General features: G+C 62.4%; 24 protein-coding genes. 14 read left to right on the top strand and 10 right to left on the bottom strand.

Features of this window, described 5'->3' with window-relative positions:
• Positions 1 to 135: 135 nt before the first annotated feature.
• From NVV77_RS07235 to NVV77_RS07225, 3 genes are all read right to left on the bottom strand, one after another.
• Entirely contained in the window at positions 136 to 639 is a 504-nt protein-coding gene (locus NVV77_RS07235) for an HIT family protein (protein WP_295411791.1), read from the bottom strand.
• Positions 636 to 3,359 carry a DNA gyrase subunit A gene (gene gyrA, locus NVV77_RS07230; RefSeq protein WP_295412268.1) on the bottom strand — a complete coding sequence of 908 codons (2,724 nt, stop codon included), beginning with the start codon at positions 3,357 to 3,359 and terminating at the stop codon, positions 636 to 638. The genes NVV77_RS07235 and gyrA overlap by 4 nt, the downstream gene beginning before the upstream one ends.
• A 131-nt stretch (positions 3,360 to 3,490) precedes the next feature.
• On the bottom strand, positions 3,491 to 4,666 hold the full coding sequence (locus tag NVV77_RS07225) for a lipase family protein (protein ID WP_295411790.1): 1,176 nt from the start codon (positions 4,664 to 4,666) through the stop codon (positions 3,491 to 3,493).
• 106 nt (positions 4,667 to 4,772) lie between these two features.
• On the opposite strand from NVV77_RS07225, the gene NVV77_RS07220 reads away from it, so the two are divergent.
• Together NVV77_RS07220 and NVV77_RS07215 are read left to right on the top strand one after the other, a co-directional pair.
• Entirely contained in the window at positions 4,773 to 5,120 is a 348-nt protein-coding gene (locus NVV77_RS07220; RefSeq protein ID WP_295411789.1) for a helix-turn-helix transcriptional regulator, read from the top strand.
• Positions 5,117 to 5,596 (top strand): SRPBCC domain-containing protein, encoded by a 480-nt coding sequence (locus NVV77_RS07215; protein ID WP_295411788.1) that lies wholly within the window; start codon positions 5,117 to 5,119, stop codon positions 5,594 to 5,596. Before NVV77_RS07220 ends, NVV77_RS07215 begins: the two co-directional genes overlap by 4 nt.
• Before the next feature lie 16 nt (positions 5,597 to 5,612).
• Here the strand turns inward: NVV77_RS07215 and NVV77_RS07210 are convergent, their stop codons facing one another.
• Both NVV77_RS07210 and NVV77_RS07205 read right to left on the bottom strand, forming a co-directional pair.
• Positions 5,613 to 6,332 (bottom strand): GAP family protein, encoded by a 720-nt coding sequence (locus tag NVV77_RS07210; RefSeq protein ID WP_295411787.1) that lies wholly within the window; start codon positions 6,330 to 6,332, stop codon positions 5,613 to 5,615.
• 59 nt (positions 6,333 to 6,391) lie between these two features.
• Positions 6,392 to 6,778: a helix-turn-helix domain-containing protein gene (locus NVV77_RS07205; RefSeq protein WP_295412266.1), complete on the bottom strand. Its 387-nt coding sequence runs from the start codon at positions 6,776 to 6,778 to the stop codon at positions 6,392 to 6,394.
• Between the two features lie 171 nt (positions 6,779 to 6,949).
• Here NVV77_RS07205 and NVV77_RS07200 point away from each other — a divergent pair, with 171 nt between their 5' ends.
• From NVV77_RS07200 to NVV77_RS07190, 3 genes are all read left to right on the top strand, one after another.
• A complete protein-coding gene (locus NVV77_RS07200; RefSeq protein WP_295411786.1) occupies positions 6,950 to 7,831 on the top strand; it encodes an SDR family oxidoreductase in 882 nt (293 codons plus the stop codon).
• A gap of 311 nt (positions 7,832 to 8,142) precedes the next feature.
• On the top strand, positions 8,143 to 10,542 hold the full coding sequence (locus NVV77_RS07195; RefSeq protein WP_295411785.1) for an MMPL family transporter: 2,400 nt from the start codon (positions 8,143 to 8,145) through the stop codon (positions 10,540 to 10,542).
• Between the two features lie 121 nt (positions 10,543 to 10,663).
• Complete coding sequence (locus tag NVV77_RS07190; protein WP_295411784.1) at positions 10,664 to 11,191, top strand: hypothetical protein; 528 nt, start codon at positions 10,664 to 10,666, stop codon at positions 11,189 to 11,191.
• Positions 11,192 to 11,626: 435 nt separating this feature from the next.
• On the opposite strand, the gene NVV77_RS07185 is transcribed toward NVV77_RS07190, so the two are convergent.
• Positions 11,627 to 12,397, bottom strand: coding sequence for a MerR family transcriptional regulator (locus NVV77_RS07185; RefSeq protein ID WP_295411783.1), 771 nt, complete (start codon positions 12,395 to 12,397; stop codon positions 11,627 to 11,629).
• Between the two features lie 108 nt (positions 12,398 to 12,505).
• On the opposite strand from NVV77_RS07185, the gene dtd reads away from it, so the two are divergent.
• Both dtd and NVV77_RS07175 read left to right on the top strand, forming a co-directional pair.
• Complete coding sequence (gene dtd, locus NVV77_RS07180; protein ID WP_295411782.1) at positions 12,506 to 12,946, top strand: D-aminoacyl-tRNA deacylase; 441 nt, start codon at positions 12,506 to 12,508, stop codon at positions 12,944 to 12,946.
• Positions 12,943 to 13,362 (top strand): YbaN family protein, encoded by a 420-nt coding sequence (locus NVV77_RS07175; RefSeq protein WP_295411781.1) that lies wholly within the window; start codon positions 12,943 to 12,945, stop codon positions 13,360 to 13,362. Before dtd ends, NVV77_RS07175 begins: the two co-directional genes overlap by 4 nt.
• A gap of 41 nt (positions 13,363 to 13,403) precedes the next feature.
• Here NVV77_RS07175 and ssb read toward each other — a convergent pair whose 3' ends face one another.
• Positions 13,404 to 13,919, bottom strand: coding sequence for a single-stranded DNA-binding protein (gene ssb / locus NVV77_RS07170; protein ID WP_295411780.1), 516 nt, complete (start codon positions 13,917 to 13,919; stop codon positions 13,404 to 13,406).
• Between the two features lie 273 nt (positions 13,920 to 14,192).
• Here ssb and NVV77_RS07165 point away from each other — a divergent pair, with 273 nt between their 5' ends.
• The 7 genes from NVV77_RS07165 (at position 14,193) to NVV77_RS07135 (ending at position 22,581) form a co-directional block, all read left to right on the top strand.
• Positions 14,193 to 15,692, top strand: a complete 1,500-nt coding sequence (locus tag NVV77_RS07165) for an acetyl-CoA hydrolase/transferase family protein (RefSeq protein WP_295411779.1) — start codon at positions 14,193 to 14,195, stop codon at positions 15,690 to 15,692.
• A gap of 171 nt (positions 15,693 to 15,863) precedes the next feature.
• On the top strand, positions 15,864 to 16,508 hold the full coding sequence (locus NVV77_RS07160; RefSeq protein WP_295411778.1) for a LysE family translocator: 645 nt from the start codon (positions 15,864 to 15,866) through the stop codon (positions 16,506 to 16,508).
• A gap of 234 nt (positions 16,509 to 16,742) precedes the next feature.
• On the top strand, positions 16,743 to 19,637 hold the full coding sequence (gene uvrA, locus NVV77_RS07155; protein WP_295411777.1) for an excinuclease ABC subunit UvrA: 2,895 nt from the start codon (positions 16,743 to 16,745) through the stop codon (positions 19,635 to 19,637).
• A 436-nt stretch (positions 19,638 to 20,073) separates the two neighbouring features.
• Positions 20,074 to 20,226 (top strand): hypothetical protein, encoded by a 153-nt coding sequence (locus NVV77_RS07150; RefSeq protein ID WP_160194681.1) that lies wholly within the window; start codon positions 20,074 to 20,076, stop codon positions 20,224 to 20,226.
• A 198-nt stretch (positions 20,227 to 20,424) separates the two neighbouring features.
• Positions 20,425 to 20,574, top strand: a complete 150-nt coding sequence (locus tag NVV77_RS07145; protein WP_082560911.1) for a DUF1127 domain-containing protein — start codon at positions 20,425 to 20,427, stop codon at positions 20,572 to 20,574.
• Between the two features lie 184 nt (positions 20,575 to 20,758).
• Positions 20,759 to 22,141 (top strand): methylenetetrahydrofolate--tRNA-(uracil(54)-C(5))-methyltransferase (FADH(2)-oxidizing) TrmFO, encoded by a 1,383-nt coding sequence (gene trmFO, locus NVV77_RS07140; RefSeq protein ID WP_295411776.1) that lies wholly within the window; start codon positions 20,759 to 20,761, stop codon positions 22,139 to 22,141.
• Entirely contained in the window at positions 22,138 to 22,581 is a 444-nt protein-coding gene (locus tag NVV77_RS07135; RefSeq protein ID WP_295411775.1) for a YiiD C-terminal domain-containing protein, read from the top strand. Before trmFO ends, NVV77_RS07135 begins: the two co-directional genes overlap by 4 nt.
• Here the strand turns inward: NVV77_RS07135 and NVV77_RS07130 are convergent.
• From NVV77_RS07130 to secD, 3 genes are read right to left on the bottom strand one after another with little or no spacing between them, the layout of a single operon-like run.
• Complete coding sequence (locus NVV77_RS07130; RefSeq protein WP_295411774.1) at positions 22,578 to 23,423, bottom strand: phytoene/squalene synthase family protein; 846 nt, start codon at positions 23,421 to 23,423, stop codon at positions 22,578 to 22,580. The two genes, NVV77_RS07135 and NVV77_RS07130, sit on opposite strands and share 4 nt — an antisense overlap.
• Positions 23,423 to 23,830 carry an MTH938/NDUFAF3 family protein gene (locus tag NVV77_RS07125; RefSeq protein ID WP_295411773.1) on the bottom strand — a complete coding sequence of 136 codons (408 nt, stop codon included), beginning with the start codon at positions 23,828 to 23,830 and terminating at the stop codon, positions 23,423 to 23,425. Before NVV77_RS07125 ends, NVV77_RS07130 begins: the two co-directional genes overlap by 1 nt.
• Positions 23,814 to 26,369, bottom strand: a complete 2,556-nt coding sequence (gene secD / locus NVV77_RS07120) for a protein translocase subunit SecD (RefSeq protein ID WP_295411772.1) — start codon at positions 26,367 to 26,369, stop codon at positions 23,814 to 23,816. The genes NVV77_RS07125 and secD overlap by 17 nt, the downstream gene beginning before the upstream one ends.
• Positions 26,370 to 26,467 lie beyond the last annotated feature (98 nt).

Genomic DNA, 26,467 nt, shown 5'->3' with positions numbered 1-26,467 from the left:
GGTCGCCGTCATTGCCCGGCTTGTCCGGGCAATCCATCTTGCCTCCGCATGGATCGCCGGGACGAGCCCGGCGATGACGATGGATCGGGAACTATAGAGCCGAAAAAGACAATGGGCGCCCAAGCGCCCCGAAATTTACTGCTCTTCAGCATAGGCACGACCAAGCCGCCCGGCGAGGTCAGCCATAGTCTCGGCGGGGATGTCGAGCACCCCGTGCTCGGCCATCAGCGCGTGATACTGCTGATTTTCATAAGGCACGCCCGGCGGCAGCGGCACCACATGGAAATGCAGGTGGCTATTGCCTTGCCGGCTGCCCAGCGAGAGCACATAGACGCGCTCGACCGGCAGCACCCGTTTCATCGCCCTGCTGAGGCGATGGACCCTGGCTTGCAGAGCAAGATATGCCTCGCTTGAAAGCTCCAGCGCGAGGTCCTCTACATGCCGTTTGGGGCAGACCAGCGCATAGCCAGGCTGCGTTGGGTATTTGCTGAGGAAAAGGACATGGTCCTCATCCTCGGCAATGATGTGATGGGCGTAGTCTGGGTTGTGCTTCAGCAGCTCGCAGATGAAGCATGGACCATGACGAGAGCGGGCCACCAGCCCTTCGAGATCGAACGGCTGGCGGCCCTCATGCGTCATGCGTCGCTTTCACCGCCCTCGGACGGCGGAGCAGCATCATCGCCCTCTTCGCCTTCAGGTTCGCTGATGCGCTCGACGGAAACCACCTTCTCGCCCTCGGCCGTGTCGAACACGATCACACCCTGAGAGCCGCGGCTGACGATGCGGATCGGCTTGTCGCCACCCACCGGCAGGCGAATGGTCTGGCCGCCATCGCTGATGAGCATGATCTGGTCTTCGTCTTCCACCGGGAAGCTCGCCACCAGATTGCCATTGCGCTTGTTGACCGCCATGGCGACGATGCCCTTACCGCCGCGACCGGTGATCCGGTATTCGTGGCTGGAGGTCCGCTTGCCATAGCCATTCTCGGAAATGGCGAGAATGAACTGCTCGCTGGCACTCATCGAAGCATAGAGTTCCGGCTCAAGCGCGCCGGCAACCACATCGGCCTCGTCCGTGCTCGGCTCTTCGCTCTCGGCCTCCCCGCGCACCGCACGGCTCATCTTGAGATAGGCAGCGCGCTGTTCGGCATCGGCATCGGAGTGGTTGATGACAGCCATGGAGATGACCTTGTCGCCATCCGCCAGCTGAATGCCGCGCACACCCATGGAATCGCGGCCCTTGAACAGGCGCACATCGTCCACGCGGAAGCGGATCGCCTGACCCAGTGCCGTCGTCAGCAGCAGGTCATTGTTGATCGTGCAGGTGTCGACGCCGACGATCTCGTCGCCTTCATCGAGCTTCATGGCGATCTTGCCGTTCTGGCGCACTTCGACAAAGTCGGCCAGCGAGTTGCGGCGAACTGTGCCGCGCGTCGTGGCAAACATGATGTCGAGATTGCCCCACGAGGTTTCATCCTCGGGCAGCGGCATGATGGACGTGATGCGTTCGCCCTGCTCCAGCGGCAGGATATTGATCAGCGCCTTGCCCTTGCCATTGGCGGCCGAGAGCGGCAGGCGCCACACCTTCAGCTTGTAAGCAATGCCGCGGCTGGTGAAGAACAGCACCGGCGTATGCGTATTGGCCACGAACAGCCGCGCCACGAAATCCTCTTCGCGGGTCGACATGCCCGAACGGCCCTTGCCGCCGCGGTTCTGCGCCCGATAGGCCGAGAGCGGCACGCGCTTGATGTAGCCGGCATGGCTGACGGTCACGACCATATCTTCGCGGGCGATCAGGTCTTCGTCGTCAAAATCGGCGACATGGTCGGAAATCTCGGTCCGGCGCTTCGAGCCAAACTCTTCGCGCACCGCTTCGAGTTCCTCGCGAATGATCTGCCGCACGCGGTCGATCGAGCGCAGGATATCGAGATAGTCCTCGATCTCAGCACCAAGCCCATTGAGTTCGTCGCCGATTTCATCGCGACCGAGCGCCGTGAGGCGGGCCAGACGCAGTTCGAGAATGGCGCGGGCCTGTTCTTCCGAAAGGTTGAACGTGCCGTCTTCATTGATGCGGTGACGCGGATCGTCGATCAGCGCAATCAGCGGCGCCACATCGGCAGCGGGCCAGCGGCGCGTCATCAACTGCTCGCGGGCCGTCGCCGGATCGGGCGCGGTCCGGATGAGCGCAATGACTTCGTCGATATTGGCGACGGCCACGGCCAAACCGACCAGGATATGGGCGCGGTCGCGAGCCTTGTTCAGCATGAACCGGGCACGACGCGTAACCACTTCCTTACGGAAGGTGATGAAGGCGTCGAGAATCTGCTTGAGATTCATCAGCTCCGGCTTGCCGCCATTGAGCGCCACGAAGTTGCAGCCAAACGAGGATTGCAGAGCCGTGAAGCGATAGAGCTGGTTGAGCACAACTTCGGGCAGCGCATCGCGCTTCACCTCGACGACGACGCGCATGCCTTCGCGGCTAGATTCGTCGCGAAGATCCGCCACGCCTTCGATCCGCTTTTCGCGAACCAGTTCGGCGATGCGTTCCACCATCGCCGCCTTGTTCACCTGATACGGAATCTCGGTGATGACGATGGCTTCGCGTTCCTTGCGCACTTCTTCGACGCTGGAGCGCCCGCGCACGATGATCGAACCGCGACCGGTCTCATAGGCCTGGCGAATGCCGGCGCGGCCCAGAATAATCCCGCCCGTCGGGAAATCCGGACCCGGCAGGTGCTCGAGCAGCTCCTCAGTGGTGATCGAGCCATTTTCCAGCACAGCCAGAGTCGCGTTGATCGTCTCGGCGAGGTTGTGCGTCGGAATATTGGTGGCCATGCCCACGGCGATGCCGCCGCCGCCATTGACCAGCATGTTCGGGAAGCGCGCGGGCAACACGGTCGGCTCGTGTTCCGAACCGTCATAGTTGTCGCGGAAATCGACCGTGTCCTTGTCGAGATCGTCGAGCATGAAGCCCGTGATCTTGCGCATGCGCACTTCAGTGTAACGCATGGCTGCCGGCATGTCGCCGTCGACAGAGCCGAAATTGCCCTGGCCCTCTACCAGCATCTCGCCCATGGCGAAATCCTGCGCCATACGCACCAAGGCGAAATAGACCGACTGGTCGCCATGCGGGTGATACTTACCGATCACGTCACCGACGACACGCGCCGACTTGCGGAAGGGCTTGTTGTATTCGTAGCCGTTCTCGCTCATCGAGAACAGGATACGGCGGTGCACGGGTTTGAGGCCGTCGCGAACATCAGGCAGCGCGCGGCTCACGATCACGCTCATGGCGTAGTCGAGGTAGCTCTTGCGCATCTCGTCGGTGATATAGATCGGAGCGATGTCGCCGCCTGGCATGGAGCCGGCTGCACCTTCTGGCGTATCTGTCACGGGGTGATTCTACGTTGGTTTTTCTTGCCCTACATATAGTCTGTTCCGGCTCAAAAGGCCAATTTTCACCCCAATAGGCTGTGGAGAGCGCCGCCTCGCTACACCGCGCAATCCCCCTCGCTCGCATCTCCGGCAAAACGGGCTCGCGTCCAGTCGACAAGATCCCCTGTCAGCGCCGAATCCGGCGCCACTAGCGAGACGTGATTTCGCCCCTCATAGCGGCGATAGATCAGGTTTGTGCCCCCCGCGCAGAGACCGGCAACAAACCCCGCCTGCACCGGTTCGAGCACGATATCGTCGTCTACACCCTGGCTGATGAAAACCGGCATGGAGAACGGTCCCACCGGTACGTTCTCCTCAAGCCGGGCCCCCAACGGCGTGCCGTCCGGCCGCGTTGCAAAGAGTTCGCCCGGCAAAAGCGACAGCTGTGCGATCGAATAGAGGGCCTTTGCATCGACCGCGCAACGCCCGGCTATGTCCTGCAATACCCCCGCGCGGTACCCCTCGACATAGTCTTCCACGCGCACGTCATCATAAATCTCGGCATAGGCATGGAGCAGATAGCTAGAGACAATCTTGCCGAACATGCCGCGCTGCGCGCCCTCGACCAGTTTGGGCAGGTCACTTGCCGGCGCCTGCGCCGCAACGCCCAGCACCTCGATATCAGGCGCGTACTGTTCAGCCAGCATCCCGGTCCAAAGGGCCGAGTTGCCACCCTGCGAATGCCCCCAGACGACCGTGCGCGGCAGGATCTCCACCTCCGACATCTGCGCCGCCGCCCGAATTGAATCCAGCACCGCCCGCGCAGCATCTTCGCCCACGAGATAGGCGTGCCCGCCTTCCGTGCCGAGCCCGACATAGTCGGTCCCCACATAGGCCCAGCCTTCCGCCAACAGTTCGCCCACCGCCGGCACATTCTTGAGCGGCCCAACCACCGAAGGCGCGCAACCCGGCGCCGTGCCATTGGTCCCATGCGCCCAGGCAACCGGCAGCAGCGGTCCATTCGCCGCTTCCGGCACCATCACCACGGCGCTCGCAACTGCCGGCGTCTCATCGATCCGCGTCGTCACATAAAGAATGCGCCACGCCCGCGCGCCCTCGGGCACGTCGAAGTCATAGGGCTCCACCGCCAGCAAAGTCCCCGGCGCACCCTCGGCCACCCCCGAGCGATAAAACTCCGCCGGCTGGTCCGGCCGTGCCCAAAGCCAGCCTGCCCCAACGAAGGCCACCATCACGACCAGCAGCGCAAAGAGCGCAATCAGCAATCGACGCATTCGTTCGGCTCCCTCCCCCAAAGCCTAGCAGCCAGCCCAAGCCCGCGCCACTTGACTCCCCGCTTCAATCAGTGCATCGTATTTGCATAAGTAGCTAAGTACGCAAATGCAAGATCACCTGACCCAGACATTCGCCGCCCTCGCCGACCCGACCCGCCGCGCCATGCTGGCGCGCCTGGCCGATGGCCCCGCCACGGTCACTGAACTGGCCGAGCCCTTTTCGCTCGCTTTGCCCACGGTATCGCGACACCTGAAAGTGCTTGAAACCGCCGGCCTCATCACCCGCGAAAAATCCGCCCAGTTCCGCCCCTGCCGGCTCAATGCCGCGCCACTCGAAGAAGCCGACACCTGGCTGGCCACCTATCGCGAATTTTTCTCCGAGCGCTTCGACGCTCTGGAAGCACAACTCAAAACCATGATGGCCGCCAAGGCCCAAGAGGAGGACAAGTCATGACAGCACCGACCTTTTCGCTCGGCCGGGGTTTCACCCTCACCCGCACCTTTGCAGCCCCGCCTGACATGGTGTTCGCCGCCTGGACCGCGCCCGAAAACCTCGGCTGGTTCATGAATCCCGGCTTCACCAGCGATCTTCCCACAACCGTCGATCTCCGCGTCGGCGGTGCCTGGCGGCTGGAAATGATCGTCAATACCGATACCCGCTACATGACCGGCGGCATTTTCCGCGAGATCGAACCGGCCAAAAAGCTCGTCTTCACCTGGGGCGCCGTCGACGGCTGGCCCAAAATCGACCCCGAAAACCTCGCCTTGGGACCACAGGTAACCATCCTCTTCCGCGAGGTCGCGGACGGCACGCAGATGATCTTCCGCGTCGAACTCCCCGATCAGCTCACCGAGCCCCAGACCGCCGAATGGATGTCCTCCGGCATGCTCGCCGGCTGGACCATGACCATCGACCGCCTGCAGCTTTAGGCCACAAATCGGCCTGTCAGCCCAGAATGCCCGACAGGCCCTTTCCCAGCACGACCATGCCGATGAGGCCCAGAACGGTCATCACGATGACATCGTTGTTGCGAAGCAGGAATTGCTCGATGGACAACAGGAGCGGCGTCGCAGCCTCCCCGGCGATCGCCCGCGAAACTACGACGGCCGCCACCGGGCCCGAGCTCAGCGCCACAAGCAGCAGCGTGCTCAGTATCATTTCGCCAGAGGAGAGCGGCACGTAGGCCAAAGAGGCCATGGCGGCCAGCACCAGGCCAACATGCTTGGGATTGACTGCGGCCAGCGTCGCGCCCCAGAGCAGCGCCGCACCTGGACCGACCTGCCGGAGGGCATCCAGCCATTTCGGCGTGGCGGGTTCCTCGAGCCCCTGAGGGCGCGTTTTCCACTTCCTGGCGGCTGCCCAGAGCAACAGCCCGCCCAGGATCACGCGCAGCCAGTCCAGAACCACCTCTCCCGTCGGCCCGATGTCGCCCACGAGGTGCGTAACGACGGCCGCGGCAATCGCCAAAGCAACAAGCCCCGCGGCCCAACCGGCCAGATACATCGGCCCGGACACCCGCGCACCAGGCGACCCGGCAATCAGCACAACCGCAATGATCGGCAGTGGACTCAGCGCGATCGCCGTAGCGATGGGCAATATGATGTCGATGGCGTCCATCTTGGCTTCCTCCGCCGGCATCATATGTCCCACCGGGGAGCGACGCATTGGCTGAGAATCCCAATCCAGAACCCTCGATCAACTATCGAAGATTCTGACCGCGGCTCCTATCGCGCGTCGTAGTCCGCCCGCGCGGCATCGATCTTGTCAAAGCTGCGATTGGCCCACTCGATCAACTGCCCAAACGGCACGATCAGCGACTGCCCAAGCGGCGTCAGACGATACTCGACAGACGGTGGCTTGGTGTCGAACACCTGCCGTCCGACATATCCGTCGCGCTGCAGGTCTCGCAGCGTCTGCGTCAGCATCTTCTGCGAAATGTCGGGCACTTCCCTGTGCAACTCGTTGAACCGCTTCGGGCCGGCCGCCAGCGTCATGACGAGCAACATGCTCCACTTGTCGCCGATCTTGTCGAGCACATTCCGCACGGGGCATGGCGCCGCCGGTCCGGCTTCCGCCGCGGCGTTCCAGCGTTCGATGTAAATGGCGGCCATATCCTGTCCGTCCAGCATGCACTTACCTCAAGGTAATCTTCACCCGAAAAAGTGCCTCCTTTTCAGCCGCCTCGGCAGCGACTAGATAGCACTCTCCTTTCGATACTTACTCTCTGCCGACGCGGCGGACAAGTCGGTTCGAACTGTGTCGTCATGGAATGGAGAGTACAAATGAGCAAATTCACCAATTCGACCCTGCTGGTCACTGGCGCTTCCGGCAAGCTGGGCCGCCTCGCCGTCGAAGAGCTGCTGGCCCGCGGCGCCACCAAGGTCATCGCCGGCACCCGCGATCCCGCAAAGCTTCAGGACCTGGCCGCCAAGGGCGCAGAAATCCGCAAGATCGACTTCGATGAACCAGCAACCCTTGCCGCTGCCCTCGCTGGCGTCGAACGCGTCCTCATCGTCAGCACCGATGCCGTCGGTCGCCGCGTCGCCCAGCAGCAGGCCATCATCGATGCCGCCAAGGCCGCCGGCGTAAAGCATATCGTCTACACCTCGGCCCCCGCCGCACGTCCCGACGCCGATGCCGGCCTCAATCCCGAACACTTCTGGACCGAAGTCGCCATCGCCGCCAGCGGGCTCGATTTCACCATCCTGCGCAATCACATGTATGCGGAAAACACCCTGGCCGACGCCGGCCATGTGATCTCGTCCGGCCAGCTCTTCGGTCTCATCGGCGATCGCGGCACTTCCTACGTCACCCGCGCCGACACCGCCCGCACCGCAGCTGGCGCCCTGCTTTCGGCCGAAGGCAAGACTGTTGAAGACGTCACCGGCCCGGCTCCCGTAACCAATGTCGAACGCGCCGCGCTCTTCACCAAGCTCACCGGCAAGCCGGTCAACGTGGTCGCCCTGACTCCGGCCGATCTGCAGAAGGGCCTCGAAGCCGCCGGCCTGCCGGACTTCTTCGCCGCCGCCCTCGTAGCCTTCCAGCGAGACGCCGTCACAGGCTTCCATGGCGCCGTCACCGATGTCGTCGAACGTTATTCCGGCCGCAAGCCGACCACGTTTGCCGACTTCCTGACCGCCAACAAGGCAGCCCTGGGCGCCTGACCTGCTTCGGTCGGGGCCAGATATCGTCCTGGCCACCGATGGGTGGGGGTGTAAGAGCCACGAATTAGAGCGTGTGAACACCCCTCCCCGACCCTCCCCGTCAAGGGGAGGATGCCCACCGAGTTCGGGAATGCGCCCTTGGCCAGTCCCACCCAACAGTGTTCCTCCCGCAACACTTTTCCCCGAACAGCATCACTGCGTTACCTGCCGGCGCTCCACACAGTTCAAGCCCCTGCGACCGCTGGACGCACCCGAGCGAAACACTTAGAGATTCGTCCGATTGTCGCCTCATTTGCGGAGTCGGGGTTCCCGTGTCTTCTCCTTCCTGGTTCAAGCGTGTCCTGGCCCGCCTCACTTACGACCGCTCCATCGGTTTCGGCCTCGAGCATCTGGGCCTGACCACGGTCCGCTACCCGCGCCTCATGGCGCTCGGCGTCCTGCTCTTTACCGTCCTGTGCTTCACGCAAATCCCCAAGGCCAATGTCGACGGCGACTTGCTGCGGGTCTACGCCCATTCCGGACACTATTACGACGCCTACGAGCATCTCTCCGAAACCTTCGGCACCTTCGAGAACGACCTCTACGTCCTCGTCAATTCCGAGCGCCTCGCCGAACCCGAAATCATCGAGCAGGTCCGTAGCCTCGCCTTCGAGCTTGAACTCAACGAGTTCGCTGTCGGCACCATGTCGCCCTTTACGCTGAGAAAGCCCTCGGCCTATGGCGGCTCAGAGCCCGCTGTGCCCGAAGGCCTGCAAACCGCCGACGAAGTCGCCTTCGCCCTCATGGATCTGCAGCAGAACGATCCCATGATGCGCAATCTCATCACGCCCGACCTCAATGGCGTGGTGCTCATCATGTTCCCCAATCAGGACGTGGTGAAAGAGCGTGGCGCCAAGGCCATGATCGAAAACCTGCGCCAGACCATCGCGCCCTTCCAGACCGCCGATATCAGCATTGAGATCACCGGCCCGCCCGTCTGGACCACGGAAATGCTCAACGCCGCGGTCGACGACCAGGTGAAGTTCACCGTCTACGGCTTCGCCCTCGGCTCCATCATCGCCCTGCTTGCGCTGCGCTCCATCGCCGGCGCCCTTATCGTCGCCGCCACGCCGTTCCTCGCGGTCATGTGGGCCATGGGCACGATCCTCCTGTTCTTCGGCTCCTTCTCCTTCCTCACCATCATCGTCACAACGCTGGTTCTGGTGATCTCCTTTGCCGAGTCCATGTTCTTCACCTTCAATTGGCTCGCCTATTGGCGCGACGGCATGGAGCCCAACAAGGCGGTCGATGCGACCATAAAACTGGTCGGCCCGGCGACGGCGCTGACCATGCTTATCTCCATGGTCAGCTTCGCTTCGCTCTCACTCACTCCGGGCCAGGGCGTACGCGAATTCTCCATGGCCGGCGCCATGGGCTCGTTCCTGCTCTTTGCCTGCACCATGACCTTCCAGCCGCTGCTGTTGAAGCTCGCCGTGCGCCTCGGCTTCAAGGCCCCGCCCAAGTCGAGCGTGGTCCTCACCGCCCCCCTGCCCCTCAGCTGGTTCCTCGCCAGCCGCTTCGGCCGCCCGATCGCCATTGCCGGCATCGTCACGACGCTGCTGTTGCTGGTGCCCTATTTCCTCATCCAGCCGCGCTTCTCGTTTGAAGACTTCGTCGCCACGGAATCGACTGCCCTTACCGCGGCCGAAAACATCGACGAAGGCGTGGGTGGCGTTGCCCCGCTCTACGTTCGCGTGCCGCTCATCGAGCACAATCCTGATGTCGGCGAGGTCGATTTCCAGCGCATCAAGCTGGTGCATGAAATTCTCGAAACGGAGCTGGGTGAGAACAAGGTCATCTCCGCCGCCAGCATGACCAACTACACGGACTCGGGCTTCACCCGGGCCGAAGTGCTTGAGGCTGTCGGCCCCTTCATGCGTCAGCGTTTTGTCACCGAAGACGGCTCGCAGGCCCTGGTCACCGGCTTCATGCCCACCATTATCGATAGCGATGTCCTGAAAGACCTCGTCCATCGGGTCGAAACCGAACTCGTCTCCGCCGGCATAACCGACGCCGAAGTCGGCGGCTTCCGCGTGCTGACCACCTTCGCCACCGACGACATCGTGCGCGGTCTGCAAATGGACCTGACGCTCAGCGTCATCGTCAATCTCGGCCTCATCGGCTTCGCCTTCCAGTCCTTCCGCGTCGCCCTGGCTTCAGCCATCCCGAACCTGTTCCCCATCCTCGGCACCGAGGCCTGGCTCTGGTATTCCGGCGCCGGCTTGCAGCTGACCACCGTCATCGCCCTCACCATCGCCTTCGGCATCGCCGTCGACGACACGGTCCACTTCCTCTCGCACTACCTCCACGGCAGGCGCGAGGAAGGCCGCAGCCATGAAGATGCGGTGAAACACACGCTCCTGCGCATTGGCGGGGCCATCGTCGCCACGACGATCATCCTCTGCGCCGGCACGGCCATCATCATGTTCTCCGAACTGCCGCAGGTGGCCCTCTTCGGCTCGCTCTTCGTCATCACCCTGGCGCTGGCGATCCTGGGCGATCTCTTCATCCTGCCGGCCCTTCTGATGGCCGGTGGCAAGTTCTTCCACAAACTCGGCAATATTCGCGTTCGCACCTCTGACCACGACGCGACACCCGACGACCCGATGGGCGATACCATCACCCGCGAGGGCGGAACCGAAGGTGAAGCGCCTGATCCCAAAATTGCGTGACCCCGTTTTCCCGCCAGCATGGATGACATAACGAAAACACAACGCCGAATCTGACTGAATTTGCTATCAACCGTCGATAACCAGCCGGGGGGCTTGGTGTGACACTCGGAGGCTTTGCACTATGACCTTTCTCGGACCCCTGTCCCGTGCCGCTGCACTGGCAGGTATCCTTCTCTCGGCCGGCTTCGCCGCGACGCCCGCTTTTGCCGGGCCCAACGAAGTCGCCCTTCTGAAATCCTATATCGGTGAATGGCGCGGCCGCGGCACGCTGGTCGGCGCCTCGACCGAATCCGTCGTCTGCCGCCTTTCCCTGTCTCAGGGCAATTCCGACAAGGTCAACTATTCCGGCCGCTGCACCCTCGCCGGCACCAACCTCTCGGTTGCGGGCACAATGGCCTATGTCGACGCCTCCAGGCGTTATGAAGCTGCCATGACCTCCAACGCCACCTTCAGCGGCATTGCGGTCGGCCAGAAGCGCGGCAGTGGCCTGATCTTCAACCTCAAGGAGCGCACGCCCGACGAGGAAGGCAAGGACATGAACATCTCCGCCCAGATCGCCCTCAATGGCGACGCGATCAGCGTGGCCTTCGAAGTAGTCTACGTCGAATCCGGCGACAGCCTCCGCGCCGACGTCCCCTTCGCACGCTAATCAGCGACGCATATCTGTCCAAGGGCGGCCTTAGGCCGCCCTTTTTCGTTTTCAGCACTGATAAAACGCTCATCCCCTGCTCCCCTTAATCGCCCCTCCATCGTCATTGCCGGGTTCGTCCCGGCAATCCATCTCGCCTCCGCATAGACCACCGGGACAAGCCCGGTGATGAGGAGGAACCAGCCTCACCTCCCCACCAATGTCATCCCCGCGAAAGCGGGGACCTCTGTTTCCCAACGGGGATCCCCGCTTTCGCGGGGGTGACACCGTGGAATACGAGAAAACCGTCCCACCCCCGGCCGTCATCCTCGGGCCCGACCCGAGGACACTTCACTTCGCAATGCGTCAGTAAATACAGCCCCCTCGGGTCAAGCCCGAGGGGGACGACCCGCGATGGCAACCGACATTGGCGAGCTGAAGCAGGAGGCGGGCCCTCTACCCCTGTCGTCGCGCCCAAGCCCGCATCGCCGTCACAAGAAACTCGGCAAACCCCGGTTGAATCGCCTCATACCGCTTCCGAAAATCCGGATGCTCATAGACATCAGCCAATCCCCCATAGGCCTCCGGCGTGCACTCCCGCCCCCACGCGCTCCCCACCCAGCGCCGATGCGCCTCGATGGCCGGATCAAGCGCCGTCGCCTGCGGCGGCAATCCCCGCCGAAATCCCTCCGCCAGCGCCTCCTCCACGCGCTGAAGGTCGGCCATCATCCCTGCGCGTTCCTCCTCATTCATCTCGCCCATGGCCTTCCGGCTCCGGGCAATCCGCGCCTCCATATCCCCGCCAAAGCGCTCAACGAGCCAGGCCTCATATTCGGCCTGCTTTTCCGGCGCGATCAGCCCGGAATAAAGTTCATTGTCCTGCATTGCAGTCTCTCCTTCGAGACGGGCGATCGTGCGGTCGATCGTCCTCACCATGCCGGCGAACCGCTTTGCCTCGCTCTCGAGCCGATCGCGCTGCTCGCGCAGCACGGCCAGCCTGTCGAAGTCAGGCGCATCCAGAATGGCGCCGATCTCCATCAACGGAATATCGAGCGCCCTGTGGATGAGGATCTGCTGCAAGCGCAGCAATTCCTCTTCTCCATAGTAGCGATAGCGGTTTTCGCCGGTGAATGCGGGCTTCAGGAGACCAATCTCGTCATAGTGGTGCAACGTGCGCACCGACACGCCGGCAAGTTCTGCCAATTGCTGAACGGTATAGGTCTTCATCAGTCCACATTCTCCGCGAGCAATGCTTCTGCACCCTGACGCCGCGTGAGGGTCAATACCCTCATTTTCTGACTACAAAACTCAAAGATTGGCGGCTAAAGGAAAGCCATGCGAGCCCTCGTCCAACGCGTCCAGTCCGCCTCCGTCACCGTCGACAGCGAGATATCAGGCCAGATCGGTCCGGGTCTTCTCGTGCTCGTCTGTGCCATGCAGGACGACACCGACGATCTCGCCGATTGGCTGGCCCAGAAAATCGCAAAACTGCGCATTTTTCAGGACGATGCCGGCAAGATGAACCGCTCGCTGCTCGACATTGGCGGCTCTGCCCTCGTCGTCAGCCAGTTCACCCTTGCCGCCGATACCAAGGGCAACCGCCCCGGCTTTTCCCGTGCCGCCCCGCCCGAACGCGGCCGCGATCTCTACGAAAAATTCTCCGCCGCCCTCACCGCATCCGGCGTCCCCGTTGCCAACGGCATTTTCGGTGCCGACATGAAGGTTGCGCTCGTCAATGACGGGCCGGTCACCATCTGGCTGGATACCGACCAATGATTGAGCCGCAATCGCCCCTCGCCCGCAACCGGCTGATGCGCGCCCTTTATCTGGTCCTCGGCTTCATCCTGCTGATCACCGGCATCATCGGCATCTTCGTGCCCCTCATGCCGACGACGATCTTCCTCATCCTCGCCGCCTGGTGCTTTTCCAAGTCTTCGCAGCGCCTCGAAAGCTGGCTGCTCGGCCACGCAACGCTCGGTCCCACCATCGTCAACTGGCGCGAATATGGTGTCATTCCCCCGCGCGCCAAACTCATGGCCTGCACCGGCATGGCCGTCGGCTTTTTGATCTTTCTTTTTGCCGCCCACCCCGCCTGGTGGCTCTTCCTGCTTGTTGCCACCATCATCGGCGGCTGCGCCTGGTACGTCCTCTCGCGGCCCTCGGCACCCCGCGGCAGCGAAGACCCCGCCTGAAACGAAAAGGGCCGCCGAAGCGACCCTTTGAGTAAGCAATCTCAGAACGGAATGTCGTCGTCGAGCCCGCCGGATTCAAACGCCGGCGCATTGGACGAGGGACGACGACCGCCACCCCCGCCAGCATTGTTGCTGACGCCACGGAAGCCGCCATCGTCATTGCCGCGGAAACCGCCGCCGCCAGCACTGTCACCGGCGCCTTCGCCACGGCCATCCAGCAACACCATCGAGGCATTAAAACCCTGGAGCACGATTTCGGTCGAGTACTTGTCAGCGCCCGACTGGTCCTGCCACTTGCGGGTTTGCAGCTGGCCTTCGAGATAGACCTTGCTGCCCTTGCGCAGATATTGCTCGGCGACCTTGGCCAGACCTTCCGAGAAGATCACCACACGGTGCCATTCGGTCTTTTCGCGCTGCTCGCCGGTATTGCGATCGCGCCAGCGTTCCGATGTCGCCACCGACAGGTTCACCACCTTGCCCCCGCTGGGCAGGTTGCGCACTTCGGGCTCATTGCCCAGATTGCCAACCAGAATGACCTTGTTCACACTGCCTGCCATGGCGCTTGTCCTTTAAAAAATTCAGTCCCGGTCTGTTGCGGTCGCGGGACGCTCTCTCTCATGTGTGGCCGAAGCTTAGCCGCCCGTAACACGGCGCCCTCCACGGTGACGCGCACCATAGACCGTTCCCCCGTGTGACGCACCCTAAACGGCGCTTATGTTCTCTTTATGTTCCAGTTATCCACTTGTCAACAATCCTTGGCTTGACCCCGATCAAAGCGCGGGCTCTCCCTATGCGCCAAAACCGCCCGGTATTCTGAAGCGAGTCCCGTCATGTCCGCCGATCTCTCCGCCCGCATCCGCCCTCCCGGCCTCCTCGACCGCATCACCACGCCTGAAGCCGCCGCGGCGCTCATAAAGGACGGCATGGTTATCGGCATGAGCGGCTTCACCAAGGCCGGCGACGCCAAGGCGGTCCCCGTGGCCATGGCCGAACGCGCCAGGACCGACCCGTTCCAGATCACCCTCATCACCGGTGCCTCCCTTGGCCACGACATCGATCGCATGCTCACCGAGGCAAAAGTCCTCGCCCGCCGCATGCCCTTCCAGGCCGATCCAACCCTGCGCAAGGCGATCAACCGCGGCGAGGTCATGTTCATCGACCAGCACCTGAGCGAAACGGTGGAACACCTTCGTTCGCGCCAGCTCGGCCCCATCGACTACGCCATCGTCGAAGCCGCCGCGATCACCGAGGATGGCGGCCTCGTCCCCACCACCTCGATCGGCAATTCGGCGAGCTTCGCCATCCTCGCCGAAAAGGTCATCGTCGAGATCAATCTCTCCCAGCCCCTTGGCCTCGACGGCCTTCACGACATCTATATCCCGAGCAAGCGCCCCACCCGCGCGCCCATCCCGCTCATGGCCTGCGACAGTCGCGTTGGCACGCCCTATGTGCAGATCCCGCCCGAAAAGATCGCCGCCATCGTCATCACCAACGAGATCGACAGCGCCTCCTCGGTGCAGCCCTCCGATCCCGAAACCAGCGCCATCGCCCACCACCTCATCGCCTTCTTCGAAAACGAGGTGAAGCGCGGCCGCCTCGATCTGACCCTCCAGCCCCTCCAGGCCGGCATCGGCACCATCGCCAATTCGGTCCTCCAGGGCCTCGCCGATGGCCCCTTCCACCACCTGCGCCTCTATTCCGAAGTCCTGCAGGACTCCACCTTCGACCTCTTCGACGCCGGAAAACTCAGCTTCGCCTCGGCCTCCTCGATCACCCTCAGCGCCCCCTATGCCGAGCGCGTCTTCGGCAATTTCGAACGCTACAAGGACAAGCTGATCCTCCGCCCGCAGGAAATCTCCAACCACCCCGAGATCATCCGGCGCCTGGGCATCATCGGCATCAACACCGCCCTCGAATTCGACATCTATGGCAACGTCAATTCCACCCATGTCGACGGAACCATGATGATGAACGGCATCGGCGGCTCCGGCGATTTCGCCCGCAATGCCTATCTCTCGATCTTCGTCACAAAATCTCTCGCCAAGGACGGCGCCATTTCCTCGGTCGTCCCCATGGTCAGCCATGTCGACCACACCGAGCACGACGTCGACATCCTCGTCACCGAAGTTGGCCTCGCGGACCTGCGCGAACTCGCCCCGCGCGAGCGCGCCCGCCTTATCATCGACAATTGCGTCCACCCCTCCTATCGCGCCCAGCTCGATGATTATTTCGCTCGCGCCTCCGCCCGCGGCGGCCACACCCCGCACCTGCTCGAAGAAGCCTTTTCCTGGCACACAAGGCGCAGGGAAACGGGAAGCATGAAGATCTAAGGCGGCCCCTTCTGTTCTTCTCCCTCTCTGGGAGAAGGTGGCGCGCAGCTCACCGAATTCGCTTTCGCGAATTCGGTTGGAATGAGGGGGATGCCGCGGTGCGTGCCCCATTCCTGACACGCCCTGTCAGCAGCCCTGATCCATTGCCATTCCCACACGCGGGGGACCGGCATGGATTACGCACAGGCGCTCTGGATTTACACACTCCTCGTCTTCGGCATCATCGTCGTGCCGGGCATGGACATGTTCTACATCCTCGCCAATGCCCTCACTGGCGGCAGGCGTCTGGGCTTCGCCGCACTCGGCGGGGTCATGCTCGGTGGCGCCGTCCACGCTCTTTTCGGCACCGTGGCCGTGGGCGTTCTCACCCAGCTCCCCACCATGCTGTTCCAGGCCATGGTCCTTGCCGGCGCCGGCTATATGGCCTGGATCGGCTACACGCTCCTGCGCAGTTCCATCACCGTCGACGGCATCGGCCGCGCCACCACCCGCACCGAATGGGCCGCCTTCCGCCAGGGCACCATCACCTGCCTGCTCAATCCAAAAGCCTATCTCTTCGTGCTCGCAGTCTTCCCGCAATTCGTGCGCCCAGAATTCGGCCCGGCCTGGACCCAGGCCTTCGCTCTCGGCGTGATCACGGTTCTCATGCAGGGAGGCATCTACGGCGGGCTCGCCCTTGCTGCCGGCCGTGGCCGCGATGCCCTCGTGGACAATCCCGCGGCAACCATCTGGATCGGCCGCAGCGCCGGCGCCCTCTTCGTCGTCGTCGCCATTTTCACCGCCTGGCATGGTCTCACCATGTCATCAGCCACTTGACGGAATTTGAAATGTTCTGCAAATGTTCATGAGAACTAGAGGTGTTTTTGCAAGCCCTTTCGGACGCCATGGCCAGGTGCCCGCGCGAGCGAAAGTGAAAGCCGCGCTGGCTAGCCATGCATGGCTGGCGCTTGCGGTTGGGCTGAGCAGCGCTTATCTCATGGGCTCTCCGGCCCCCCTTGACCCCATTGCTGCTGTGCCCTCCATCGGCACGACAAGCCACGGACGTGAACTATGAAGCCTACGCCCAGCCAGAACCGCGAAATCATCGTCCGCGGTGCCCGCGAGCACAATTTGAAGGGCATCGACGTCAAGCTGCCGCGCGACAGCCTCATCGTCATGACTGGCCTTTCCGGCTCGGGCAAATCGTCCCTGGCTTTCGACACCATCTATGCCGAGGGCCAGCGCCGCTATGTGGAGTCGCTGTCGGCCTATGCCCGTCAGTTCCTCGAAATGATGCAGAAGCCTGATGTAGAGCACATCGAAGGCCTCTCGCCCGCCATTTCCATCGAGCAGAAGACGACCTCGCGTAACCCGCGCTCTACCGTTGGCACGGTCACCGAGATCTACGATTACCTGCGCCTGCTCTTCGCCCGCGTCGGCATTCCCTATTCCCCGGCCACCGGCCTCCCCATCGAGAGCCAGACCGTCAGCCAGATGGTCGACCGCACTCTGGAATTGCCCGAAGGCACCCGCCTCTACCTGCTGGCCCCCATCGCGCGCGGCCGCAAGGGCGAATACAAGAAGGAATTGGCCGACCTCATGCGCAAGGGCTTCCAGCGCGTGAAGATCGATGGCGAATATCACGAGATCGAAGACGCCCCGGCGCTGGACAAGAAGTTCAAGCACGACATCGAAGTCGTGGTCGATCGCGTCGTTGTTTCGCCCGATATTTCCGGCCGCCTCGCCGAAAGTTTTGAGACCGCGCTGAAGCTCGCCGAAGGCATTGCCCTCGTCGAATTCGCCGACGAGAAGAACGAAGACGGTTCCGCCCGCCAGATCACCTTCTCGGAAAAGTTCGCCTGCCCGGTTTCCGGCTTCACCATTGCGGAAATCGAGCCGCGTCTGTTCTCGTTCAACAATCCCTTCGGCGCCTGCCCGGTCTGCGATGGCCTCGGCACCGAGCAGAAGATCGACCCCGATCAGATCGTCCCCGACGCAACCCTGTCGCTGCGCGATGGTGCTATCCTGCCCTGGTCGAAGACTTCGGCACCCTATTATCAGCAGACCCTGCAGGCCGTCGTAAAGCACTACGGCGCCTCGACCGGCACCGCCTGGAACGAGCTGCCCTTCGACGTCCAGCACGCCGTTCTCTACGGCACCGACAAGACGGCCATCAACTTCGTCTATGACGATGGCCTGCGCCAGTACAAGACGTCAAAACCCTTCGAAGGCGTCATCGGCAACCTTGAGCGTCGCTACAAGGAAACCGAAAGCGCCGGCATGCGTGAGGAAATCGAAAAGTACATGTCGGCCAAGCCGTGCGTGGCCTGTGGTGGCTATCGCCTCAAGCCTGAAACGCTGGCGGTGAAGATCGATGGCCTCCATATCGGCCAGGTCAGCGACATGTCGATCAAGGTGGCCTCAAAATGGTTTGTCGACCTGTCCGACAAGCTCAACGCCACCCAGAGCCAGATCGGCGAGCGCATCCTCAAGGAAATCCGCGAGCGCCTGAACTTCCTCAACGACGTGGGCCTTGAATATCTCTCCATGTCGCGCAATTCCGGCACCCTGTCGGGTGGCGAAAGCCAGCGCATTCGTCTTGCCAGCCAGATCGGTTCGGGCCTGACCGGCGTGCTTTACGTGCTCGACGAGCCCTCCATCGGCCTCCACCAGCGCGACAATGCCCGCCTTTTGGACACCCTGCGTCGCCTGCGTGACCTCGGCAATACCGTCATCGTCGTCGAGCACGACGAAGACGCGATCCTGACTGCCGACTATGTTCTCGACATCGGCCCCGGTGCCGGCGTCAATGGCGGCCACATCGTCGCCGAAGGCTCGCCCGAGGACATTCTCAACCACCCCGATTCCCTCACCGGCAAGTATCTCTCCGGCCGCATGGGCATTCCCATTCCGGCCGAACGTCGCGAAGGCAAGAAGGGCAAGGCGCTCTCGATCAAGGGCGCGACCGGCAACAATCTCAAGAACGTTTCTGTCGATGTGCCGCTCGGCCTCTTCGTCGCCATTACCGGTGTGTCCGGCGGCGGCAAGTCGACCCTGATGATCGACACCATGTATCAGGCCATTGCGCGCCGGTTGAACGGCGCGCGCGTCGTCCCTGCCCCGCATGAATCGCTGACCGGCCTCGAATTCCTCGACAAGGTCATCGACATCGACCAGTCGCCGATCGGCCGCACCCCGCGCTCCAATCCCGCCACCTATACCGGTGCCTTCACGCCGCTGCGCGAATGGTTTGCAGGCCTGCCGGAAGCGAAAGCCCGCGGTTACGGTCCCGGCCGCTTCTCCTTCAACGTCAAGGGCGGCCGCTGCGAGAAGTGCGAGGGCGATGGCGTCCTGAAAATCGAAATGCACTTCCTGCCCGACGTCTACGTCACTTGCGATGTCTGCAAGGGCAAGCGCTACAATCGCGAAACGCTGGAAGTCCAGTTCAAGGGCAAGTCGATCTCCGACGTCCTCGATATGACCATCGATGAAGGCGTCGACTTCTTCTCGGCTGTCCCGGTCATCCGCGACAAGTTCGCTACCCTCCAGCGCGTCGGCCTCGGCTACGTCAAAGTCGGCCAACCGGCCACGACCCTGTCGGGCGGCGAAGCCCAGCGCGTAAAACTCTCGAAGGAACTGAGCAAGCGCGCCACCGGTCGCACGCTCTACATGCTCGACGAGCCGACCACAGGCCTCCACTTCCACGACGTAGCCAAACTTCTCGAAGTGCTCCACGAGCTCGTCGAAGGCGGCAACTCTGTCATTGTCATCGAGCACAACCTGGAAGTCATCAAGACGGCCGACTGGATCATCGACATGGGCCCAGAAGGCGGCGACGGCGGCGGCGAAGTGGTTGCCATCGGCACGCCCGAAGAGGTCGCCTCCAACAAGCGCTCCCACACCGGCCACTTCCTCAAGGAAGTCATGGACCGCAGACCACACTACGCAACAAAGGCTGCGGAGTAGCGAGGCTCTAGTCCACCCACCATCTGTCACCCCGGCGAAGGCCGGGGCCCATCCTGAGATCGCGAGATGGGCCCCGGCCTTCGCCGGGGTGACAATCGAGACTTGTAATCGCATTTTAGCGCATTCCCCCGACCGCCACACTCGACGCTAGCAGTCTGCTAACGCGACCACAGCGTGCTCGTCCCGCCACAAACGCTCTGAATTGCCCGTATCGAGTCACCAATTCGCGCCAACGCGCCTCTCGATGCTACCAGTCTGCTAACCCCAAAATGCCGGTTCTGCGCAGGCCGTTAGCCCGTCACAGCACTGTCTTGCGTCAGATCGATGAAATCACCATGCGCCGCACGCATGCCGCGCCTGCTGTTTGCCCCATGGCGCAGCCCCGCAAATCAGCCGATCTTGAAGCTGCAGCCACCAGCCATACTGGAATAGACCCATGTTTGTACGTGCCGTCTGGCGCATCAAGCGCCTGGTCGACATCAAGCAGACGTTGCGGGAGATGGAAGTTCCCTCGACGCGAGATGCCGACTTACTGGGCATTTCCGGCCCAGACTTTTCCAAGATGACGCGATCGCTCTTCGATCGCTGATCTCTTTCCAGCCTCAATAGTAATAGTGGCCGCCGGATTGCCGTCCGGCGGCCATCCTTTTGGCACCCACCTTAACCGAGCCTTAACGACACCCCGCCGCGCCCTGCGCAAATTGCATGGCTTCTTTGACTAAACTCTATCTGCTCGCTGGGCTTAGTCTCCACTATATCTCTCCTTGCAAACGACAGGAGAACTCAAATGGACATCCGCAAAACCTTCAAGAAGTGGGCCGCTTACCAGCAGACGGTTCGTGAACTTGCTGCTCTCGACAATCGCCAGCTGAATGATCTCGGCATCAACCGTACCGAAATCAATCGCATTGCTCGCGATCATGCCAATTCGCTCTAAGAATTTCGGCGCGAATACTTCTGAAGTAAAAGACCGAACGCCCGCATCTCTCTGAGACGCGGGTGTTTTCGTTTCTGCCACCCGGCGTTACGAAACTTATCCCCGCCCCCGTAACCTGCGCTATTCTCCCCGGCGCAATGGGCTTTCAGTTGCGTGTCGGCATGGCGCTTGGTATCTGCCAGCCATGTCAAACGAACCCATTCATATCATCGGCGGGGGCCTCGCAGGTTCCGAAGCCGCATGGCAGGCCGCCGAATCCGGCGCCACGGTCATTGTGCACGAAATGCGCGGCGTCAAAGCCACCGACGCGCACAGCACCACCGACTTCGCCGAGCTCGTCTGCTCCAACAGTTTCCGCTCCGACGACCACGAGCAGAACGCAGTCGGCCTCCTCCACGAAGAGATGCGGCGCTGCGGCTCGCTGATCATGCGTGCAGCCGACGAGCACAAGCTGCCGGCCGGTGGCGCATTGGCCGTCGACCGCCACGGATTTTCCGCCGCAGTCACGCAAGCCATTGAAAATCATCCACGAATTACCATCGTCCGCGAAGAGCTGGACGGCTGGCCGCCGGAAGATTGGCGCCACGTCATCATCGCGACGGGCCCCCTGACCTCGCCCGCCCTGGCCGATGCGATCCTCTCCAAGACCGGCGAAGACTCCCTCGCCTTCTTCGACGCCATCGCGCCGATCATCCACTATGACAGCATCGACCACGACATCGCCTGGAAGCAGTCGCGCTACGACAAGGCCGGCCCGGGCGGCACGGGCGCCGACTATCTCAACCTGCCGATGGACCGCGATCAGTACTATGCCTTTGTAGAGGCACTGAAAACCGCGCCGCTGCACGAGTTCAAGGACTGGGAAAAGGTCCCCTATTTCGACGGCTGCCTGCCCATCGAAGTCATGGCCGAACGCGGCGACGAAACCCTGCGCCACGGCCCGATGAAGCCCGTCGGCCTCACCAATCCGCGCAACCCGACCGTAAAGCCCTATGCCATCGTCCAGCTCCGGCAGGACAATGCGCTGGGCTCACTCTGGAACATGGTCGGCTTCCAGACCAAGATGCGCTACGGCATCCAGGCCGAAATCTTCCGCATGATCCCCGGGCTCGCCAATGCCCAGTTCGCGCGCCTAGGTGGCCTGCACCGCAACACTTTCATCAATTCCCCCAAGGTCTTGGGCCCCGACATGCGCCTCAAGGCCGACCCGCGCATCCGCTTTGCCGGCCAGGTCACGGGCGTTGAAGGCTATGTCGAAAGCGCCGCCGTCGGCCTCATCACCGGCCGCCTGACCGCCGCCGAGGCCCGCGACGAAAGCCTGCCGCTGCCCCCGATCACGACCGCTCTCGGCGCCCTGATCGGCCACGTCACCGGCGGCCACATCGAAGCCGAAAGCTACAGCGGCGCCCGCAGCTTCCAGCCGATGAACGTCAATTTTGGCCTCTTCCCGGAAGTTACCGTTGAGAAGCCCGAAGGCGTAAAGCGCTGGCGTGGGCCGGAAAAGACCATGGCCAAGCGCCGCGCCATCACCAGCCGCGCTTTGGAAGACCTGAAAGTCTGGCAGTGACCCCCGAGGCGCTGCGCACCTATCTCCACGACCATATCCCGCTTTCCCGGGCCATGGCCGTGGAGGTCTTGGAGGCCAGCGCCAATCACGTCCTGCTTGAAGCCCCGCTTGCGCCCAACATCAATATGCACGGCACCATGTTCGGCGGCAGCTCGGCCACGCTGGCGCTACTGGCTGCATGGTCGGTCATGTATTTGAAGCTTGAAGCCGAAGGCATCGCCAGCCAATTGGTGATCCATCGGACCACTACCGAATATCTCCTGCCGATATCCGGTCTCGCTCAGGCGTCGGCCCACCTCGATGAGGCCGGCTGGCCGAGCTTTCTCCAGACCTTCCAGCGACGCGGCCGTGCAAGGCTCACGGTCGCCTCCGAACTGTTTTATGAAGGCAAACCAGCAGGTCGTCTCAGCGGCGAATTCGTCGCGATTTCCGAAGCTTAGCGGTTTCGCAGCGCCCACCAGCCGATCCGGCCGATCTTGCGCCAATCCGCCTCGTCGGCCGGCGCCGCGAACGGCGAGCCGCCGCGCCGCTGCCAAAGGCGCAGTTGCGCCTCAACGACCGGCAGAATGGCAAAGGCCGGTCGCAGGCCGCTCGGCAGCGCAGTAATCGCTACCCGAGCCTTCCTCAGGTGTTCTTCCGCCAGCTCGGTGATCTGTCCCAGCGCCTCGTGCAATCCCTCGCTATCGGTGCCGGCAAAAATCTCGCCCTCGCGCACGCCGTTCGCCTGAAAGATCGACCAGGGCAACATGATCCTTCCCTGCGACGCCACGTAGCCGAACGCCCGTAGGTGCCCGACCATGGCCTGCGCCACACCCAGATGCCCCGCGGCATCGCCGGGCTCCACTGGCAGCCCCTCGTTGAGAATCATCGCCGAAAGCTGCAGCAACGTGGATGCCGTCTCGCCGGCATAGCCTTCAAACGTCTCGAGATCCGGCATGGGATCGTCATAAAGATCAAAGCGCCGCGCGCCGATCAGCCGTTGCAGCGTGCCTGGCGGCAAGGCGTAGCGGTCAAGCGTTGTCAGCAACGCATCGGCCAGCGGATTCTGCCGAACCGCGCCATGACCATCGCCCTTCAGCGCATCATTCCACCATTGCAGGCGAATTTCGCCAGGCGCTGGCCCGGAAACACGCTCGCGAATGCCGGCAATATCGGCGTTAAAGGCCAGAATGGCGGTGACGCCGTCCCTCGCGCCCGAAGGCAAGGCGAGCGTCGAGAGATAGCGATCCCTATCGCTCTCACGGAGCGTCTGGGCGGCGTGGGCAAAACTCTCTGCAGACATCAGCGGGCGTTCTCGACGGCGATGAAAGCGCCGGCAACGGCCCGCTCCTCGGCCAACAGCACGTTGTAGGTGCGCACGGCGCCGCCGGTGCCGACGGCTTCGATGATCACCTTATGATCGCGAAACGCCTGGCGAATTGCAGGATCTATCAGCGCGATGTCCATGCCGAGGCCGATCAGCAGTACATCGAGCTGATCCGCCAGTTCGAGCACCGGCTGTAGGCTTTCGAGAGTGAGGTCAGCTGGAGACGCGACGTCCCAGCCCAGCATGCCAGTCGGCAGGCAGAGCAAGGACCCTCGATGGGACATTTCGGCGAAGCGGAAGCCACCATTGCCATAGGCGTCGATGCCGACCTGGCGCGGGAAACGGCCCGCGCCGGTCGAAACGGGGTCAGACGGAAGCGCCATCCGACGACTTTTCCTTCTTGGCTGCGAGCTCTTCGTCGGTCTTCTGCTTGAGACCGAAATTGATGAGGATCGGGCCGTTGACGATCACCGACGAATACATGCCGACGAGCGAGCCGAAGGTCATGGCGATGGTGAAGCTGCGCAGCGCCTCGCCGCCAAACAGCACCAGCGGCACCAGCGCCAGAAGCACGGTGAACTGGGTGAGCGAGGTACGAACGATGGTTTGGTTGATCGAAAGATCGATCAACTCAGGTAGCGGCATCTTCCTGTATTTCAACAGGTTTTCGCGGATACGGTCGGACACGACCACGGTTTCGTTCAGCGATAGACCGACAAGCGTCAGCACCGCGGCGATGGAACTGAGATTGAATTCCAACCCGGTGATCGAGAACAGACCTATGGTCATGATGATGTCGTGCGACGTCGTCGTGACGGCCGCGAGCGCGAACTGCCACTCGAAGCGGAACCAGATGTAGATCAGGATACAGACGAGCGCGATGATGACGGCGATCGTGCCGGTCCAGGCCAATTCGCCCGAAACCGTGCCGCTTACCGCCTCAGTGCGCCTGACCTCGTATTGCTCGCCTGCCAGAGCTTCCTGGACCTTCTGAACGGCGACCTGATCAGCCGCCTGGCCGCCTTCTTGCGCTTGTACGCGCACGAGAAGGTCTTGAGGCGTACCAAAGCCCTGCACCTGCACTTCGCCAAGGTCGAGATCGCTCAGCAGTTCGCGAACAAGACCGGCATCTGCCGGTCCGCCGACATGCTGAACTTCGATGGCGGTGCCGCCGACAAAGTCGATGCCGAGGTTGAAACCCTTGAAGTAGGCCGCACCGATGGAAATCACCGACATGACGATCGAGAGCGCGATGACATAGCGCGAGATCTTCATGAACGGGATCTTGGTGCCGTCCGGAATGAAGCGGAAATGCTGAATCTTCAGCTCTTTGGGACGAACGCGCTTGTACCAGAGGTTCACCTGGTAGGAGGTGACCGTATAGGAGGTGAAGAGCGAGGTCAGGATGCCGAGGCCGAGAGTGACAGCGAAGCCCTGGACCGGGCCGGAGCCCATGAAGTACAGCACGACAGCGGCGACGAGCTGGGTCAGATGCGAATCGACGATCGTGCCCCAGGCGCGCTCGAAGCCGGCATTGATGGCCTGCAATGGCGTGCGCCCTGCTCGCTGCTCTTCGCGCATTCGTTCGTAGATCAGCACGTTGGCGTCAACAGCCATACCGATGGTCAGCACGATACCGGCGATGCCGGGCAAGGTCAGCGTCGAGCCCAGCGTCGAAAGCGCGGCAAAGATCAGGATGACGTTGAGCACCAGGGAGACGTTGGCGAATACGCCCCAAACGCCATAGGCGATGACCATGAAGCTCACGACCAGAACCGACGCCACGATACCTGCGGTCAGACCCGCCTGGATGGAGTCAGCGCCGAGGCTGGCGTCGACGGTACGCTCTTCGATCACATTAAGGCTGGCCGGCAGCGCGCCCGCACGCAGCAGCACGGCAAGATCATTGGCCGAGGCTGTCGTAAAGCTGCCGCTGATCTGGCCCGAGCCGCCGGTAATCGGCTGCTGGATGACCGGAGCGGTGATGACGGTATTGTCGAGAACGATAGCAAAGCGCTGGCCGACATTCGCCGAGGTGATCTCGCTGAAGGTGACGGCGCCGCGCGTGTCGAACTTGAAGCTGACGACCGGGATGCCGCGCTGCGAGTCGTAGGACGGCTGCGCATCAACCAGGGATTCGCCGCCGAGGGCGACGTCTTCATAGAGCAGTTCGCGGGTGCCGTCCTGACTCGGCAGGACCATCGTACCGGCCGGCAGGCCCTGGGCCTCGGCCTGGGCAGCGGTCAGGCCCGGATAGACCATGTGGAAAGTCAGGCGCGCCGTCTGCGAAACAATATTCTTGAGGCGGGTCGAGTCGCCAAAACCCGGCACCTGCACCATGACGCGGGTATCACCCTGGCGCTGGATGGTGGGTTCGGTCGTGCCCAGTTCGTCGATACGGCTACGGATCACCTCGATGGACTGCGCCACCAGCGAACTCATGCGCTGGGTGATGCCATCGGGGGTGAGTGACACCGAAATCCGCCCGTCGGGCATTTCGGCAAAAGCCAGTTCGTTGACGCCGACGCCGGCCGAAAACAGCGAGTTATTGACCGTGTTCTGGATGCCCTGGAGCGCGGTCATTGCCTGCTCCTTCTGGGTCGGATCGGTCAGTTCGACATAGATGGCGTTGTTGGCTTCATCGGTGGTGATGATGTTGCCGATGCCGTTCTGATTGGCCAGCACGTTGCGCGCGTCGCGGCGCACATCGCTCAAGCGCTGGGCGACAATGCCGCCGCGATCGACTTCGAGCAGCAGGTGCGAACCGCCCTGCAGATCGAGACCAAGAACCAGGCCTGGCTGGGGCAGCCATCCAGGGAGCGCTTCCCGCACTTGCTGAGGCAAGAAATTGGGGGCTGCAAACAGAATACCCGCGATCGCGACGAACAGGATGATTGCTACGCGGAACGGCGACTGGTTCATGAAACGGCGTCCTAGAGCATGTCACCCGAAAGTGGGTATCGGTTTCGGGACGAAGACATGCGGCTTAAAGAGTCAGAAAGCCGGAGCCTTTCGGGGCT

This window comes from Devosia sp., from assembly GCF_024707125.1.
Classification (GTDB): domain Bacteria; phylum Pseudomonadota; class Alphaproteobacteria; order Rhizobiales; family Devosiaceae; genus Devosia.
The sequence above is the reverse complement of the archived record's forward strand: the minus strand, read 5'-3'. Positions and strand labels throughout refer to the sequence as shown.

Bases quoted from the DNA above. Each gene is read 5' to 3' on its own strand.
- NVV77_RS07160 (WP_295411778.1), top strand. From the start codon at position 15,864: ATGGATTACGCACAGGCGCTCTGGATTTACACACTCCTCGTCTTCGGC.
- NVV77_RS07205 (WP_295412266.1), bottom strand. From the start codon at position 6,778: ATGGCCGCCATTTACATCGAACGCTGGAACGCCGCGGCGGAAGCCGGA.
- NVV77_RS07210 (WP_295411787.1), bottom strand. From the start codon at position 6,332: ATGCGTCGCTCCCCGGTGGGACATATGATGCCGGCGGAGGAAGCCAAG.
- dtd (WP_295411782.1), top strand. From the start codon at position 12,506: ATGCGAGCCCTCGTCCAACGCGTCCAGTCCGCCTCCGTCACCGTCGAC.
- secD (WP_295411772.1), bottom strand. From the start codon at position 26,369: ATGAACCAGTCGCCGTTCCGCGTAGCAATCATCCTGTTCGTCGCGATC.
- gyrA (WP_295412268.1), bottom strand. From the start codon at position 3,359: ATGCCAGGCGGCGACATCGCTCCGATCTATATCACCGACGAGATGCGC.
- NVV77_RS07235 (WP_295411791.1), bottom strand. From the start codon at position 639: ATGACGCATGAGGGCCGCCAGCCGTTCGATCTCGAAGGGCTGGTGGCC.
- ssb (WP_295411780.1), bottom strand. From the start codon at position 13,919: ATGGCAGGCAGTGTGAACAAGGTCATTCTGGTTGGCAATCTGGGCAAT.
- trmFO (WP_295411776.1), top strand. From the start codon at position 20,759: ATGTCAAACGAACCCATTCATATCATCGGCGGGGGCCTCGCAGGTTCC.
- NVV77_RS07225 (WP_295411790.1), bottom strand. From the start codon at position 4,666: ATGCGTCGATTGCTGATTGCGCTCTTTGCGCTGCTGGTCGTGATGGTG.
- uvrA (WP_295411777.1), top strand. From the start codon at position 16,743: ATGAAGCCTACGCCCAGCCAGAACCGCGAAATCATCGTCCGCGGTGCC.
- NVV77_RS07190 (WP_295411784.1), top strand. From the start codon at position 10,664: ATGACCTTTCTCGGACCCCTGTCCCGTGCCGCTGCACTGGCAGGTATC.
- NVV77_RS07200 (WP_295411786.1), top strand. From the start codon at position 6,950: ATGAGCAAATTCACCAATTCGACCCTGCTGGTCACTGGCGCTTCCGGC.
- NVV77_RS07175 (WP_295411781.1), top strand. From the start codon at position 12,943: ATGATTGAGCCGCAATCGCCCCTCGCCCGCAACCGGCTGATGCGCGCC.
- NVV77_RS07130 (WP_295411774.1), bottom strand. From the start codon at position 23,423: ATGTCTGCAGAGAGTTTTGCCCACGCCGCCCAGACGCTCCGTGAGAGC.
- NVV77_RS07220 (WP_295411789.1), top strand. From the start codon at position 4,773: ATGCAAGATCACCTGACCCAGACATTCGCCGCCCTCGCCGACCCGACC.
- NVV77_RS07185 (WP_295411783.1), bottom strand. From the start codon at position 12,397: ATGAAGACCTATACCGTTCAGCAATTGGCAGAACTTGCCGGCGTGTCG.
- NVV77_RS07150 (WP_160194681.1), top strand. From the start codon at position 20,074: ATGTTTGTACGTGCCGTCTGGCGCATCAAGCGCCTGGTCGACATCAAG.
- NVV77_RS07165 (WP_295411779.1), top strand. From the start codon at position 14,193: ATGTCCGCCGATCTCTCCGCCCGCATCCGCCCTCCCGGCCTCCTCGAC.
- NVV77_RS07215 (WP_295411788.1), top strand. From the start codon at position 5,117: ATGACAGCACCGACCTTTTCGCTCGGCCGGGGTTTCACCCTCACCCGC.
- NVV77_RS07145 (WP_082560911.1), top strand. From the start codon at position 20,425: ATGGACATCCGCAAAACCTTCAAGAAGTGGGCCGCTTACCAGCAGACG.
- NVV77_RS07125 (WP_295411773.1), bottom strand. From the start codon at position 23,830: ATGGCGCTTCCGTCTGACCCCGTTTCGACCGGCGCGGGCCGTTTCCCG.